Genomic DNA, 14,722 nt, shown 5'->3' with positions numbered 1-14,722 from the left:
ACTGGCGTCGTCCTGCTGTCTCGATGCCAAGCGCACACTCTGCTTTCCGTAACGGGAGAATTCTCATGGCTGCAGCCGAACTCGTCCTCTACACCAACCCGATGTCGCGCGGCCGCATCGCGCGCTGGATGCTCGAAGAAACCGGGCAGCCCTACCGGGTCGAGACGGTCGGTTTCGACGGCGGCAACCGCGCGCCGGACTTCCTCGCCGTCAATCCGATGGGCAAGGTGCCGACGCTGGTGCACGGCGGCGCCGTGGTGACCGAGGCTGCTGCGATCTGTGCGTATCTCGCGGATGCGTTTCCGCAGGCCGATCTGCTGCCGGACCCGACGCCGGCGTCGCGCGCTGCGTATTTCCGTTGGCTGTTCTTCGCGGCCGGTCCGGTCGAGGCCGCGGTCACGGCCAAGTCGCTCGGTCTGCTGGCGCCGCCCGAGCGTTCGATGATGGTCGGCTACGGCAGCTTCGAGCAGATGGTCGACGTGCTGGAGCAGGCCGCGGAATCCGCCGCGCCGTGGATCGCCGGCACGCGCTTCACCGCCGCCGATGTCTACGTCGGCAGCCAGATCGCCTGGGGCCTGATGTTCAAGTCGTTGCCGGCGCGTCCGGCCTTCGTTGCGTACGTCGAACGGCTGCAGGCGCGACCCGCGTGGCAGCGCGCCAGCGCGCTCGATGATGCGGCGATGCCGAAGCCTGCAGGCTGAGGGCAGGCCAGGGGCGGATCGCGCGCCGGCGCGCCGCTGTCATGCGTGGGGTGGCGTTTGCGGGCCGGTCGCGGGCTGTCAATGCCCGCGGCCGACTGCAGGTTCAGTCGCGGCCCGATATACTCCCCGGCAGTATCGAGACGCAGCTGCCATGCCCCATTCGCCGGACGAGAAAAAACGGGTGCTCACCCGCGTGCGTCGCATGCGCGGGCAGCTCGATGCGCTCGAGCGTGCGCTCGAAGCCGGCGCCGACTGCGGCCCCGTGCTGCAGCAGCTCGCCGCGCTGCGTGGTGCGGTCAACGGGCTGATGTCCGGCGTGCTCGAAAGTCACCTGCGCGAGGAACTCGGCCAGCCGGCCGACTCGCCCGAACACCGCCGCGCCAGCGTCGACGATGCCGTCGCCCTGGTGCGGACCTATCTCAAGTAACCATCGTTTTTTCGGGAGTCCATCATGAAATCACGTGCCGCCGTTGCGTTCGCCGCGGGCGAACCACTGCAGATCGTCGAGATCGACGTCGCACCGCCGCAGGCCGGCGAGGTGCTGGTCAAGATCACCCACACCGGTGTCTGCCACACCGACGCGTTCACGCTGTCGGGTGATGATCCGGAAGGCCTGTTCCCTGCGGTGCTCGGCCACGAAGGCGCGGGCATCGTGGTTGAAGTGGGCGCGGGCGTGACCTCGGTGAAGCCGGGCGATCACGTGATTCCGCTCTACACCGCCGAGTGCGGCGAATGCCTGTTCTGCAAGAGCGGCAAGACCAACCTGTGCGTCGCCGTGCGCGCCACGCAGGGCAAGGGCGTGATGCCCGACGGCACCACGCGCTTCTCCTACAACGGCGAGCCGGTCTATCACTACATGGGCTGCTCGACCTTCAGCGAATACACCGTCGTTGCCGAAGTCTCGCTGGCGAAGATCAATCCGGATGCGAATCCCGAACACGTGTGCCTGCTCGGCTGCGGCGTGACCACCGGCATCGGCGCGGTGCACAACACCGCCAAGGTGCAGGCGGGTGATTCGGTTGCCGTGTTCGGCCTGGGCGGCATCGGTCTGGCGGTGATCCAGGGCGCGCGCCAGGCCAAGGCCGGCCGCATCATCGCCGTCGACACCAATCCGTCGAAGTTCGAACTGGCCAAGGAATTTGGCGCCACCGACTGCATCAACCCGAAAGATTTCGACAAGCCGATCCAGCAGGTCATCGTCGAGATGACGGACTGGGGCGTCGACCATTCGTTCGAGTGCATCGGCAACGTCAACGTGATGCGCGCCGCGCTCGAATGCGCGCACCGCGGCTGGGGCCAGTCGGTGATCATCGGTGTCGCCGGCTCCGGTCAGGAAATCTCCACGCGCCCGTTCCAGCTGGTGACCGGCCGCAAGTGGCTCGGCACGGCGTTCGGTGGCGTCAAGGGCCGCACGCAGCTGCCGGGCATGGTCGAGGACGCGATGAAGGGCGACATCGAACTCGCGCCGTTCGTCACCCACACGATGGGACTCGATAAAATCAACGATGCCTTCGACCTGATGCACGCAGGCACATCCATCCGCTCCGTGGTGCACTACTGATGACTGATTTCATGGACACGATCGCGCTCGAAGCCGCGATCGAACATCTCGATCTCGAACAGGAACAGCGCGATGCGATCGCGCAGCTGGACGACGGCGATCTCGAACAGATCGACCAGGCCATCCTGTCGGCACTCGACAGCAGCTGGAAGAAGGCGGGCTTCATCGCCTCCGGCGTGATGATCGCCGCGCCCGACGAGCACGAGGAACTGCCGGAAGTGCTCTACACGCTCCGCATCCGCGCGCTGGTGCAGGCCGGTCGCATCGAGGGCAAGGGCGATCCGCAGGTGATGAAGACCTTCGAGATCCGGTTGCCGCAGGACGGTCGCTGACGTGGCGCTCGAGCGCATCGAGCACCGCGCCTGCTCCGGCGGCTGGCAGGACGTCTACGAACACGATTCGAAGACGCTCGGCTGCACGATGCGCTTCGCGGTGTACCTGCCACCGCAGGCCGGGACGGCGAAGCTGCCGGTGCTGTACTGGCTCTCGGGCCTGACCTGCAACGAGCAGAACTTCATCACCAAGGCCGGCGCGCAGCGCTACGCGGCCGAGCACGGCGTGATCCTCGTCGCGCCCGACACCAGTCCGCGCGGCGACGACGTGGCCGATGCCGACGGCTACGACCTCGGCAAGGGCGCGGGCTTCTACGTCGATGCGACGCAGCAGCCCTGGGCCACGCACTACCGGATGTACGACTACGTCGTGCACGAACTGCCGGCGCTGGTCGAGGCCGAACTGCCGGCGAACGGCGCGCGTGCGATCAGTGGCCATTCGATGGGCGGCCACGGCGCGCTGGTGATCGCGCTGAAGAATCCGGGCCGCTATCGCAGCGTGTCGGCGTTCTCGCCGATCGTCGCACCGAGCCAGGTGCCGTGGGGCGAGAAGGCCTTCGGTGCGTATCTGGGCGACGACCGCGCGGCATGGCATGCGTATGACGCGACTGCGCTCGTCGAGCACGCGACCGAACGCCTGCCGCTGCTGATCGACCAGGGCGATGCCGACGAGTTCCTCGACGGCCAGCTCAAGCCGCACCTGCTGCAGGCCGCGTGTGAGGCCGCCGGTCATCCGATCGAACTGCGTCTGCAGCCGGGTTACGACCACAGCTACTACTTCATCCAGAGCTTCATCGGCGCGCACATCGCGCATCACGCGCAGGCGCTGCACGCCCAGGGCTGAGGCAAAACGCGCTCGCAGGCGAGAGGCATCCGCCTGCGCGGCCTTGCGACGCGTGTGATGCGCATCGCGTGCTAGCGTCGAGTTCCACGCGTTCCGGGGAGAAGACGATGTCGATACGACGACAGTGGTGGCTGCTGTGCTGGCTGTGTCTGCTGTGCGCTCCATTGGCGGCAACCGCCGCGACATCGGTACCGTCCTGGGGTGCGCCGCAGTCGAGCGCGATCGACACGCCGCCCGAACAGCTGAAGCCGGGCGCCTGGATCTGGGCGGGCGACGATCCCGCGCTCGGCCCGATGGTCATGGTGGTGAGCCTCGACGAGCAGCGTGGTTACGTCTATCGCAATGGACTGCGGATCGCGGTGACCACGGTCAGCACCGGCAAGCCGGGCCATGCCACGCCGACTGGTGTGTTCACCATCCTGCAGAAGGATCGCGACCACCACTCGAACAAGTACAACAACGCCGCGATGCCCTACCAGGAGCGACTGACCTGGGACGGCGTCGCGCTGCATGCCGGCGGTCTACCAGGCTATCCGGAATCGCACGGCTGCGTGCATCTGCCGACCGAGTTCGCACGACGTCTGTTCGCCGCGACGACGCTCGGCATGACCGTCGTCATCGCGGAGGCCGGGCATGCGTCCGCCGATGCGGTACATCCCGGCCTGCTCGCGCCCGTCGATCCGGCCAGCGGCGCGTCGCTGGCCGCCTTGCCGCTTGACGATGGTCAGCCCTGGCGCTGGACGGGTGACGCGGCGGCGACGGGATCGCTGTCGCTGGTGCTCAGTCGCAGCGACCAGCGTCTGATCGCGCTTGCGGACGGCCGTGAGGTCGGCCGCGCGCGGATCGTCGTGCCCCCGGCGGTTACCCCACGCGGCACGCACGTCTATGTGATGGGCGCGGGCACCGTGCCGGTGCACGTGGACGGCGTCCCCGATGGGCAATGGCCACAGTGGCAGTCGATTGCGGTCCCCGGACGCGAAACAGATGCCGGCCAGACACTCGATCCGGCGCTGTTGGCCGGCGTGCAGGTGCCGCCCGGATTCGTCGAACGCGTGTTGCCGCAGCTGCGTTCGGGCACCGTACTGGTGGCGACCGATGCCCACGTGCTGCCGGAAACCACGGGCCACGGGCAGCGTGTGCTCGATGCGCTGCCGCCGGAGCACTGATCGCCGCAGCTCAGTCGCGCAGACGGAAATCGGTATAGGCGAAGCGCGCGTCGCGGAGCACGGTTTCGCCCTGCACCAGCGGGAGCGGCGCCGCGAACATTGGACCGTCGAACACGCAGGTATGGAACTCGCCATGCTCGCCGCAGGGATCGATCTGCGGGGGCAGAGTGTCCAGCAGCGTGGCGTCGAATACGTGGCCGGCGAAGCGCGCGTCGAGCTGGGTGGTGTCGACGCAGCACAGCGCCGCGCACAGGCCCCTCTCCTGCATCTCACGCGCGAGCGCGTGGGTGTCGCTACCGAACAGCGGGAACATCGCATCCCAGTCCACCGCCGCGCATTGCGCCTGCCGCCACGCGCGGATGTCGTCGAGGAACAGATCGCCGAACGCGATCGTGCGCAGTGCAGGCCAGCGTGTGCGCGCCACACGCAGCGCGTCCGCGAACGCGGCTGCGTAGATCGTGTTATCGGCGGCCTGCGGGATCCGCGCCTCGATCACCGGCAGGCCCGCGGCCCGCGCCTGCGCATGCAGCACGTCGACGCGGATGCCCTGCATCGAGATGCGCTCGAAACCCTCGGTGATCGTCGTGACCAGCCCGACGACTTCGACGTCATCGCGCTGTCGCAGGACGTGCAGTGTCCAGGCCGCATCCTTGCCGCCGCTCCAGGACAGGAGCACGGGCATGGGCGCTGCGGCCATCTCAGCCGGCGCGGACGTCGCGCAACTCCCAGGCGCTGCCCGCGAGCAGACCCAGGCGGTGCTTGAGGATGCTGCTGGAGATCGACGTGGTGACGACCAGATCGACACCGAGGTCGCGATCCTCGCCACTGACCTGCGCCTGCGGATCGGTCACGCCAAGCGCGGGATCAACTTCGTCGGGATCGGGCTGCTGATCGCGCCAGCGTGCGAACAGCGTGTCGTTCTGCAGCGCGGCCTGGACTTCGGCGGCAATGCCGTCGGCACCCTGCGATTGCAGGGCATGTGCGCCGGACGCGCGGGCCTTGGCGGTATCGGGCAATCGAATCAGGTAACGGGTGCTCATGCGGCGTCCATCCGGCAATATGAAGGCCGCCAGCCTAGCAACCGGATGCGTTAGAAATCTGTCATGTCGGCGCGCGGGCGGTGAGGCACGGCCGATCAGACGGCGCCACCCAGGGAGACGGGGCGATCGGGATGATCAGAAGCGGCTCTGCGCGCAATGTCACATCGCAGCAGTACAGATTCCTGCTTCGCCTGTGCCTGTTTCCGCCGTCACAGCGCGAATCCCGATCAGCTTGAAAGCGTCTACGCGAATGCGTGCGGCGGTGCCGCGAAGCCGAGCGTCAGCGAGCCGGCACCCACGTTGACCATGCCGGTCACGCTCATCACGGTCTCGAATCGCTCGACGTGGTGTTCCTCGCACGCGGCCACGAGCGCGGCGTAGCCGGTCAGGGCGCGCATCTGCGCGAGCTCACCGCCGTAGCTCAGACACAGCGTCGGGGTCAGCAGACCGGCGCGCACGCGCTCGGCGGCGAAGGCGAACAGTGTCTCGGCGGCGGGTTCGAAGCCGCGAACCTTGCCGACCGGGCCTGTGTCGCCGCGGTGGCAATGCAGGATCGGCTTGATGTCGAGCGCGCCGCCGATCAGCGCTGCCAGCAGGCTGACGCTCTTGTCGCCGCGATGCTTGATACGCGCGCGCAGATAGCCGAGGTCGCGCGGCACCATGTAGGCGTAGCTGCGTTCGGCGAGGAATTCGAGGCGGCTGCGAATTTCCGGTGCGCTGGCACCGGCATCGCGCAGGCGAACCGCTTCCACCGGCAGGATGCCCTGGCCGGCGAACACCTGTTGCGAATCGACGATGCGCAGCGCGAACGGCGTGGTGCGGCCGGCCTGCGCGCGGATCGGCTTGTACTCGTTGAGGATCGCGAAGCTGGCGAGCGTTGCGTTGTCGTGGATCTGGCTGCGATGGCGCGTGACCGTCAGGCAGAACACGTAGTCGTACTCGATGACCAGCTGTTCGAGGAACAGCGCCTTGATCTTGTCGGCGGGAAACGCCACGGTCTCGGCGGTGTGGCGCCCGGTGACATGGCTGTCGATGAAGTCCAGCGTCGCGCGCTCGTCGCGCAGGTCCACGAATTCGGACTGGCCGATCTTGACCGTGACCGGCAGCAGATGGATGCCGTGGGCGGCCAACCAGTCGGGCGGCAGGTCACAGGCCGAGTCGACGACGATTCCGATGCGCATGCGTGCTCCCCGTTGTGTATCACCGGCGCCCGTCTGTGCCGACGGATCGCGAATCGGGCGCGCGGCGCCCATTCGCACTCTACGCGATAGGCGCCTTGGCCCGCATGTCAGCTGCGCGCCGCATGTCCGGCGTGGCGCGCAGGTCGGGACCCTCAATCGCCGACAGCAGCGCTGCAAACAGGCCCGACGCCGGGCGGATGTCGCGCGTGGCGCGCAGGGACGCGAAGGGGGAGACGACGTGGAGGTCGCAGGCCTGACCGGCGCCGTCGGTGGGAGTGCTCTTGCCAATCCGCGGGTGCGCGGCGCATCGATCTCCCTGCGACGATGCTGCCGGCCGTGAGGCGCTTACTCCACGCCACCACCGATCCCGATCGCCACCATGTAGATGACGAGCGGCAGTACCACGATGGCAACCACCGCGCCGAACAGGAACACGCGGCGGCGCTTGGTCATGGGCGGCTTGGGAGTCTTCTCGTTGGAACGCATAGCGGGTATCCGGGCGGAACAGGGCTCACGATCCTAGGCATTCGCCTGTGAGGCCATTGAACACGCGCGTAAGGGCCTTGGCATGTTCTGTGTGACGTGCAGTCATACGGCGCAATCGCGACTCTCCCTTCAGGCGTCCGTGCGTCTGCTGGCGGCCATGCGCTGCGCGCCGAGGAAGGCACGCATCGAGGCTGGCTTCACCGGCTTGGTCAGCACGCGGTAGCCGCGGATACGTGCGGTCTGCTTGAGCGCATCGCTGCCGTCGGCGGTGAGCAGCGCGCCGGGCACGTCGGGCGAGATGCCGCGCAGCGTGTCGAGCGTGTCCAGTCCGTCCAGCCGGTCGTGCAGGTGGAAGTCGACCAGCATCACGTCGGGCGATTCGTCCATGCACGCGATCGCTTCGTCGATGGTCTTCGCACACAGCGGCTCCACGCCCCAACGGCGCAGCAGGGCGCGCATGCCGGCCAGGATGTCGTCGTCGTTGTCGACGCACAGCACGCGCAGGCCCTGCAGCGACGTGTCAGGCACCACGTTGGGCATCGGTGTCGGCAACAGCGGTCCTGTGCTGCGCGGCACATTGATCGAGAACATGCTGCCCTTGCCGACCAGAGCGCGCGCATCGAGCGTGTGCCCGAGCAGGCGCGAGATGCGCTGGCAGATCGACAGGCCCAGACCCAGGCCGCGACCATCCCAGTCGAAGGGCTGTTCGTAGCGATGGAACTCGTCGTAGATCTGCCGCATGTGGTGATCGGGAATGCCGGGGCCGGTATCCCAGACCTGCAGCGCGATGGTGTCGCCGCGCGTGCGGCAGGCCAGCACCACGCGGCCCGTGCGCGTATAGCGCAGCGCATTGGCGAGGAAGTTCTGCAGCACGCGGCGCAGCAGGCGACGGTCGCTGCGGACCGGCGTCGGCGGTGCGTGCAGGCGGATTTCCAGGTTGCGCGCGGCTGCCATCGGCGCGTACTGGCCCGCCAACTGGCGCAGCAGTTCGGCCGCGTCGAAATCGACGATCACCGGCCGCATGGCGCCCGCGTCGAGGCGCGACACGTCGAGCAGGCCGTCGAGCAATTCCTCGGCCGCGCGCAGTGACGTGTCCACGCGTTCGGCGAGATGCTTCTGCTCGGCGCCGTCCTGGGTTTCGCGCAGCGCAGAGGTGAACAGACGTGCGGCGTTGAGCGGTTGCAGCACGTCGTGGCTGACCGCGGTGAGGAAGCGTGAACGCGACTCCTGCGCGACTTCCGCATCGCGCGTGCGGTCGGCGACGCGCTGCTCCAGCGTTTCGTTGATGTCGCGCAGCTCCCGTTCCACGCGCTTGTAGTCGGTGACATCGCTGTAGCTGGTCGCGTACCCGCCGCCGGGCAAGGGCTGGCCGCGCAGTTCGATGACCTGGCCGTTGCCGAGCACGCGCTCGGACACGTGCGGCGAACCGGCGCGCATGTAGGCGATGCGCTTGTCGATTTCGGTGTCGATGTCGATGACATCGCGCGGACCGAGTTCGCCGCGCTCGGCGTTGTAGCGGATCAGATCGGCGACCGGGCGACCGACGTAGAGCATGTTGTCGGGATAGCCGAACAGGCGCTGGTAGCTGCGGTTCCAGGCCACCAGCCGCATGGTGCGATCGACCACGCTCACGCCGTGATCGATATTTTCCAGCGTCGACGACAGCACCTCGCGATTGAAGCGCAGTTCCTGGCCGGCCTCGTCGAGCATCGCGACGACCTCGTCGACCTCCATGCCCGAACCTTTGAGTGCGCTGGTCATCAGCAGGCGCGCCGACGACGCGCCGACTGCAGCGGCGAGCTGACGTTCGGTGAACTGCAGCCAGGTGCGGTCGGCCGATACGTTGAGCGCCAGGCCACGTCCCTGCACCAGCGCCTGTTCGTCGAACGCGCGTTGCGCGGTGCGGTCGCCGACGACGCGCCCGGTGAGCGTCAGCAGTTCGCCGACGCGCACATTGCCGTGCCAGTCCTCGGATGCCAGCGATCGGCGCTCCGCATAGGGATCGAGAAACGGCGCGGCGCGCAGGCGTTCGTCGAGCGAAGGCCGCCAGCGCGCCGAGACCAGCAGCATCGCGCCGACATTGAGCAGCAGGGACCAGAACGTCCCGTGGGTCAGCGCGTCCCAGCCATCCAGACCGAACAGCTGTCGCGGCTGCAGCCATCCGATACCGAGCGGACCGGTGCTCAGCCAGCCGGCATCGAGCCAGCCCGAGTCGGTCAGCGTGGGCAGCAGCAGGGTGTAGGTCCAGACGCCGAAGCCGATCAGCATGCCGACCTCGACGCCGCGCCGGCTGGCGCCACGCCAGTACAGGCCGCCGATCAGCGCCGGTGCGAACTGTGCGACCGCCACGAACGCCAGCAGTCCGTAGGCCGCCAGCGTGGTGTCCGATCCGCTGACCCGGTAGTAGCCATAGGCCAGTGCGGCCAGCCCGACGATTGCGACGCGGCGGACCCACAGCACGGCCGATGCGACGTTGCCGCCGTGACGTTCCGCATAGCCGCGGCGCAGCAGCAGCGGCATCACCAGATCGTTGCTGATCATCGTCGCCAGCGCGACGCTGGTGACGATGACCATGCCGGTCGCGGCCGAGAAGCCACCGATGTAGGCGAACAGCGCCAGCAGATCGGCGTTCTCCGCCATCGGCAGCGCCAGCACGAAGCTGTCCGGTGCCACCGGTCCGTCGCGACCGAACAGTGCCACGCCGGCGCTGGCGATCGGCAGCACCATCAAGCACACCAGCACCAGATAGCCGCCGAACAACCAGCGCGCGCGGCGGATGTCGCGCACGTCGCCGCATTCGACGATCGCCACGTGGAACTGGCGCGGCAGGCAGATCAGGGCGGCGAAGGCGAGCAGGGTCTGGGCGACGAAACTCGTCGGCGGCGCAGAGGCGATCAACGCGCGTGTGGCGTCGACCAGGTGCAGTTCGCGCGCATCGAGCCAGAAGATCGCGAACACGCCCACAGCCACCAGGGCGACCAGCTTGATCAGTGATTCCAGTGCGACCGCCAGCATCATGCCGGGGCGGTGCTCGGTGGCATCGACGGTCCGGGTGCCGAACAGGATCGCGAACAGCGCCATCAATGCGGCGACGTAGAACGCGGGGTCGCCGAACGGCGTGACCGGTGCGTCAGGCCCGCCCAGCACACCCAGGCTGATCGCCACCGCTTTGTATTGCAGCGCGAGGTAGGGCACCGCGGCCATCAGCGCGATGCCGGCGATCATGCCGGCCAGCCGCTGCGAGCGTCCGTAACGGCTGGCGATGAAGTCGGCGATCGAGACCGTGTTCTGCGACTGCGCGATCAGCGCCAGGCGTTCGAGGATGCGCCAGCCAAACAGCAGCAACAGCAGCGGCCCGAGATAGATCGGCAGATAGCCGATGCCGTAGCGCGCGGCCGTGCCGACCGCGCCGTAGAACGTCCACGACGAGCAGTACACCGCCAGCGCCAGGCTGTAGATCACCGGGCGCAGCCAAGGACGATCGGGGTACAGCGGGCGTCGATCGCCGTACCACGCCACGGCGAACAGCAGCGCGGCGTAGCTCAGCGACACCAGCAACAGTACCCAGCCCGGCAGCATTCCGTTTTCCGCGATGCGATCTGCGCAGTGTACGTGGCGGTGTCGCTACGAATACGCCGCGCGGCGCATGTCCGCGTGCCGCGTCGGGCTCAGCCCGGTGCGGCGAGGCTCCTGTCCTTGCCTTCGCGTTTGGCGCCGTACATCGCCAGATCCGCGCGCTTGAGCAGGGACTCGAACGTCTCGCCTGGCCGCTGCATCGCGATGCCGGCGCTGAAGGTCATCGAGATGCGGGCGTGCTCGTGCACCACCGGGCGGTGGTGCAACACCGTGCGCAGGCGAGCGAACGCGGCCAACGCATGCGGCAAGGTGGTCGCCGGCATCAGGATCACGAATTCCTCGCCGCCGAAACGGCCGACGACATCGTTGTCGCGCAGCGTCAACTTGGTCACGTCGGCGAAGTGGCGCAGCGCCGCGTCGCCGCCCAGATGGCCGTGCACTGCATTGAGGCGGCGGAAATCGTCGAGGTCGGCCAGCGCCATGCACAAGGGGCGGTCTTCGCGCATGCGCGCAGCCTCCCGCTCGAAGGCCTCGTCAAAACCGCGGCGGTTGAGGCAGCCGGTGAGCTCGTCCTCGCGCGCCAGGCCCGAGGCGTCGCTGAGTTTCTGTTCCAGCTGGTGGATGCGCCGCTCGCTTTCTTCCAGTTCGCGGCGCGCGGCCACCAGATCGTCACGCGCGCGGATCGCGCGGGCCTGGATACGTCCGGTGTCGTCGAGCACCGCGTCCAGCACGCCGTTGAATTCGGCGATGCTGCGCGACTCGCGGATCCGGCTTGCATGTCCGGCCAAACGGTCCTGGAACTCGCCGGTGTGCGTGGCCATGCTGTCGAGGCGTTCGACGAACGTGCCCATCATCGAGCGCATCGCCGTCCGCGACTCGTCGATGCCCGCCTTGAGCAAGGTCTGCCGGTACAGGACTTCGCGCAGGTTGGCGCGCGCTTCCTGCATGGTCGTTTTGTCCATCGGCCCGGCCAGCAGGCTGCGGATCTGGGCAACCTGGCCGTGCAGCCAGCTCTTCTCCTCCAGCAGCTCGCCGACATTCTCCAGCAGCAGGTCGAACAGGCCGATCAGCAGCGAGAGCTGTTCTTCGGTGTCCTGGGTGTGCACGCCGACCCGGTGGCACAGATCGGTCAGTCGTCGTGCGAGCCCCGTGAGGTCCTGGCCAGGCGTCCAGTTGCGGAATCCGGTGGCCAGTGAGAGCGCCTCGTCCGACAGCGCCGGATCGTTGCGCAGCAGTGCCGCAAGCGCCGCGCCCAGAGTGTGGCGCAGCAGGTCGCGCAGACGTTCGATTTCCGCGCCGCCCGGTGGCGGCGTCTCCAGTTCGACGTGACGGACGTACTTGTCGATCAGCTGGCGCATCGCGCGCCCGTAGGTCAGCCAATCGCCTGACTTGGATGCCGCCTGCAGATAGCGGCCCAGGTCGCCCAGCTCGTCATGCAGGCCAGCCATGCCATCGGCGAACGCGACCAGCAGGCGCTGTGGTTCATCGACGCCCGCGAACAGCGCCACCAGTGCCTCGGCGCCGATCGCACTGCCAGCATCACGCGCCCGCCCACGGAATGGGGGTTCGGCGGCGACGTTGGCGTCGGTCGGCTTGGGCATGGCACTCACGGCGTGAAGGCGATGGTCCGCGCGTGCGCGTCATCTCCCGGAATCGGTCATCCGCTATCGGCCGATCCACGCGCGACTTGAGCGCGCCGACGTGTAACGGGCAGCGCCGGACGCCCGACCTGCGACCCTTCACGGACAGTCGGGACGCGGCCACCCGGAACGGGTGACCGCATCGGGGACTCAGTACTTCGGCACGCCGCCGTCCACGCTATCGCTCCAGGCATCGATGCCGCCGGCGACGTTGTAGATGTGGGTGAACCCCTGGTTGCGGAAATGCTCGGCGGCCTGCTGGCTGCGGCCACCGTGGTGGCACAGGAACGCCAGCGGCGTGTCCTTGGGCAACTCTTGCAGGCGGGTGATCGCGTCGCCGTCGAGCACTTCGAACGGACGCGCGACGCTGGCGGTCGCGCGCTCGTCCGGCGGGCGCACGTCGACGAGGGTCAGCGTGCCGGCGGCGAGGCGGTCGTTGGCGTCGGCCGGGCTGATGTCCTGCACCGGCTTCGGCGCGTTCGGGTTGTCGATGACCAGACCGCGGCCGCGAATGTCGTCGGCGAAGTCGATCGTCATGCCCTCGGCGCGGCGTGCGCCGGCGAGGTCGAACTGCACGTCGATGCCGTCGGCCTGGGCGATGATCGCCGAGGCGCTGCGCGGTGCGAGCTGCAGGCGGGTGCGGAAGTTGCCGTCGATGTCGACCTGCAGCACGTAGTCGCCGCCGGCGTCGCCGACCGCCTTGGCGATCATCTCGCGCGCGGCCGGGGTGATCGAGATCGACGGCGGTGTGCGATCCGGCGGGGCGACGCCGAACAGGCCGTGCAGTTCACCGCTGCCGACCATCTGCTCGATGATGTCGCTGCCGCCGACGAGTTCTCCGTCGACATAAAGCTGCGGGATCGTCGGCCAGTCGCCGTAGGCCTTGATGCCTTCGCGGATCTCGCCGTCCTCGAGCACGTTGACGGTCGTGTACTCGATGCCCACCGCGTCCAGCGCGGAGATGGCCTTGGCGGAGAAGCCGCATTGTGGGGTCGTCGGCGAGCCCTTCATGAACAGCACGGCCCGGTTGCCCTGCAGCAGGGTGTCGATGCGGGTGCGGAGAGCGGGGTCGAGGGACATGGCAGACATCCGGAGTGCGGGAACGACCCACATGGTACCGCGCGGCCCCTGATGCAAGCCTGATGTGGCGGCGCGCGGCCCCGGAACGCCGCGTTGCGCGGCAGTGGCGATGGCATCATGCGCGCCATGTCCGTGCACCGCCCGCCCCGTCGCCCGCAGCTGTGGCTGCCGCTGCTGATCGCTTCGCAGCTGCTGATCGCGCTGGTCTGGTGGTGGCTGGGCTGGGCGATCGGCCTGCCGTTGCTGCTGGCCAGCCACGCGGTCTGCCTGTGGGGCGTGCTGGCGCCTGCATCGCGACTGTACGGGCCGGTGCTGACCCGGCTGCCGGGCGACGGCGTGTGGCTGACGATCGACGACGGCCCATCCGACGACACCCGCGCGATGCTCGATCTGCTTGATGCGCACGATGCGAAGGCGACGTTCTTCCTGGTGGGCGACCGCGCAACCGCGCGGCCGGAGCTCGTGCGCGAGATCGCCGCGCGCGGCCACGGCATCGGCAACCACAGCCAGACACATCCGCAGGCGGTGTTTTGGGCGCTCGGCCCGGCGCGGATGCGGCGCGAGATTCTCGACTGCCAGCGCACGCTGGCCGGGATCACCGGCCATGCACCGGTGTGGTTCCGCTCGGTCGTCGGTCATACGAATCCGTTCGTGCATGCGCCGCTGCGCGCTGCGGGCCTGGCGCGCGTCGGCTGGAACGCCCGCGGGTTCGACGCGGTGAAGGCGGATGTCGATGACGTGGTCGCGCGGATCGATGCCGACCTCGCACCCGGCGCGATCGTGCTGCTGCACGAAGGCGCGAAGCACGGCGCGAATGTCGCGATGGTCGAGGGCGTGCTTGCGCGGATGCGGGCGAAGGGATTGTGCGCGGTGCTGCCGGATCAGCTCTGACGATCAGGCCAAGCAGGCTGCAGTGATTGATGGGATTCGCTGCGCTCTACACATCCTGTGAATACCGCATCGTGCGGATCGAGCCCCTCTCCCTCAGGGAGAGGGGTTGGGGTGAGGGCAGCGCGCGCACGGCCGACGGATCGAAGATGGCTGTGTCGGACGGGTAGAGCGCAGCGACACCCATCGTGTGGCGTTCGCACATCCCGTCGACCCGTGCGAAACCC

At 68.3% G+C, this 14,722-nt stretch carries 13 protein-coding genes; 7 read left to right on the top strand and 6 right to left on the bottom strand.

Annotated elements, in window-relative coordinates; genetic code table 11:
* The first annotated feature begins 65 nt into the window (after positions 1-65).
* From ACZ9YD_RS11000 to ACZ9YD_RS10975, 6 genes are all read left to right on the top strand, one after another.
* Positions 66-701, top strand: coding sequence for a glutathione S-transferase family protein (locus tag ACZ9YD_RS11000; RefSeq protein ID WP_465075252.1), 636 nt, complete (start codon positions 66-68; stop codon positions 699-701).
* Between the two features lie 151 nt (positions 702-852).
* Entirely contained in the window at positions 853-1,128 is a 276-nt protein-coding gene (frmR, locus tag ACZ9YD_RS10995) for a formaldehyde-responsive transcriptional repressor FrmR (protein WP_465075251.1), read from the top strand.
* Between the two features lie 24 nt (positions 1,129-1,152).
* Positions 1,153-2,262: an S-(hydroxymethyl)glutathione dehydrogenase/class III alcohol dehydrogenase gene (locus ACZ9YD_RS10990; protein WP_465075250.1), complete on the top strand. Its 1,110-nt coding sequence runs from the start codon at positions 1,153-1,155 to the stop codon at positions 2,260-2,262.
* Positions 2,262-2,594 (top strand): DUF3658 domain-containing protein, encoded by a 333-nt coding sequence (locus tag ACZ9YD_RS10985; protein ID WP_465075249.1) that lies wholly within the window; start codon positions 2,262-2,264, stop codon positions 2,592-2,594. The genes ACZ9YD_RS10990 and ACZ9YD_RS10985 overlap by 1 nt, the downstream gene beginning before the upstream one ends.
* Position 2,595: 1 nt before the next feature.
* Positions 2,596-3,438, top strand: coding sequence for an S-formylglutathione hydrolase (gene fghA, locus ACZ9YD_RS10980; RefSeq protein WP_465075248.1), 843 nt, complete (start codon positions 2,596-2,598; stop codon positions 3,436-3,438).
* Between the two features lie 107 nt (positions 3,439-3,545).
* On the top strand, positions 3,546-4,604 hold the full coding sequence (locus tag ACZ9YD_RS10975; protein WP_465075247.1) for a L,D-transpeptidase: 1,059 nt from the start codon (positions 3,546-3,548) through the stop codon (positions 4,602-4,604).
* Positions 4,605-4,614: 10 nt separating this feature from the next.
* Here ACZ9YD_RS10975 and ACZ9YD_RS10970 read toward each other — a convergent pair whose 3' ends face one another.
* From ACZ9YD_RS10970 to grxD, 6 genes are all read right to left on the bottom strand, one after another.
* Positions 4,615-5,286 (bottom strand): Dph6-related ATP pyrophosphatase, encoded by a 672-nt coding sequence (locus tag ACZ9YD_RS10970; RefSeq protein WP_465075246.1) that lies wholly within the window; start codon positions 5,284-5,286, stop codon positions 4,615-4,617.
* Between the two features lie 16 nt (positions 5,287-5,302).
* Positions 5,303-5,644, bottom strand: a complete 342-nt coding sequence (locus ACZ9YD_RS10965; RefSeq protein WP_465075245.1) for a hypothetical protein — start codon at positions 5,642-5,644, stop codon at positions 5,303-5,305.
* A gap of 242 nt (positions 5,645-5,886) precedes the next feature.
* Positions 5,887-6,825 carry a DegV family protein gene (locus ACZ9YD_RS10960; RefSeq protein ID WP_465075244.1) on the bottom strand — a complete coding sequence of 313 codons (939 nt, stop codon included), beginning with the start codon at positions 6,823-6,825 and terminating at the stop codon, positions 5,887-5,889.
* Positions 6,826-7,440: 615 nt separating this feature from the next.
* A complete protein-coding gene (locus ACZ9YD_RS10955) occupies positions 7,441-10,890 on the bottom strand; it encodes a hybrid sensor histidine kinase/response regulator (protein ID WP_465075243.1) in 3,450 nt (1,149 codons plus the stop codon).
* 89 nt (positions 10,891-10,979) lie between these two features.
* Positions 10,980-12,488 carry a GGDEF domain-containing protein gene (locus ACZ9YD_RS10950; RefSeq protein WP_465075242.1) on the bottom strand — a complete coding sequence of 503 codons (1,509 nt, stop codon included), beginning with the start codon at positions 12,486-12,488 and terminating at the stop codon, positions 10,980-10,982.
* 189 nt (positions 12,489-12,677) lie between these two features.
* Positions 12,678-13,607 carry a Grx4 family monothiol glutaredoxin gene (gene grxD / locus ACZ9YD_RS10945; protein ID WP_465075241.1) on the bottom strand — a complete coding sequence of 310 codons (930 nt, stop codon included), beginning with the start codon at positions 13,605-13,607 and terminating at the stop codon, positions 12,678-12,680.
* 117 nt (positions 13,608-13,724) lie between these two features.
* On the opposite strand from grxD, the gene ACZ9YD_RS10940 reads away from it, so the two are divergent.
* Entirely contained in the window at positions 13,725-14,498 is a 774-nt protein-coding gene (locus tag ACZ9YD_RS10940; protein ID WP_465075240.1) for a polysaccharide deacetylase family protein, read from the top strand.
* Positions 14,499-14,722 lie beyond the last annotated feature (224 nt).

Source organism: Luteimonas sp. AC640a, assembly GCF_979256585.1.
This window is presented reverse-complemented; position numbering and strand designations above follow the sequence as displayed.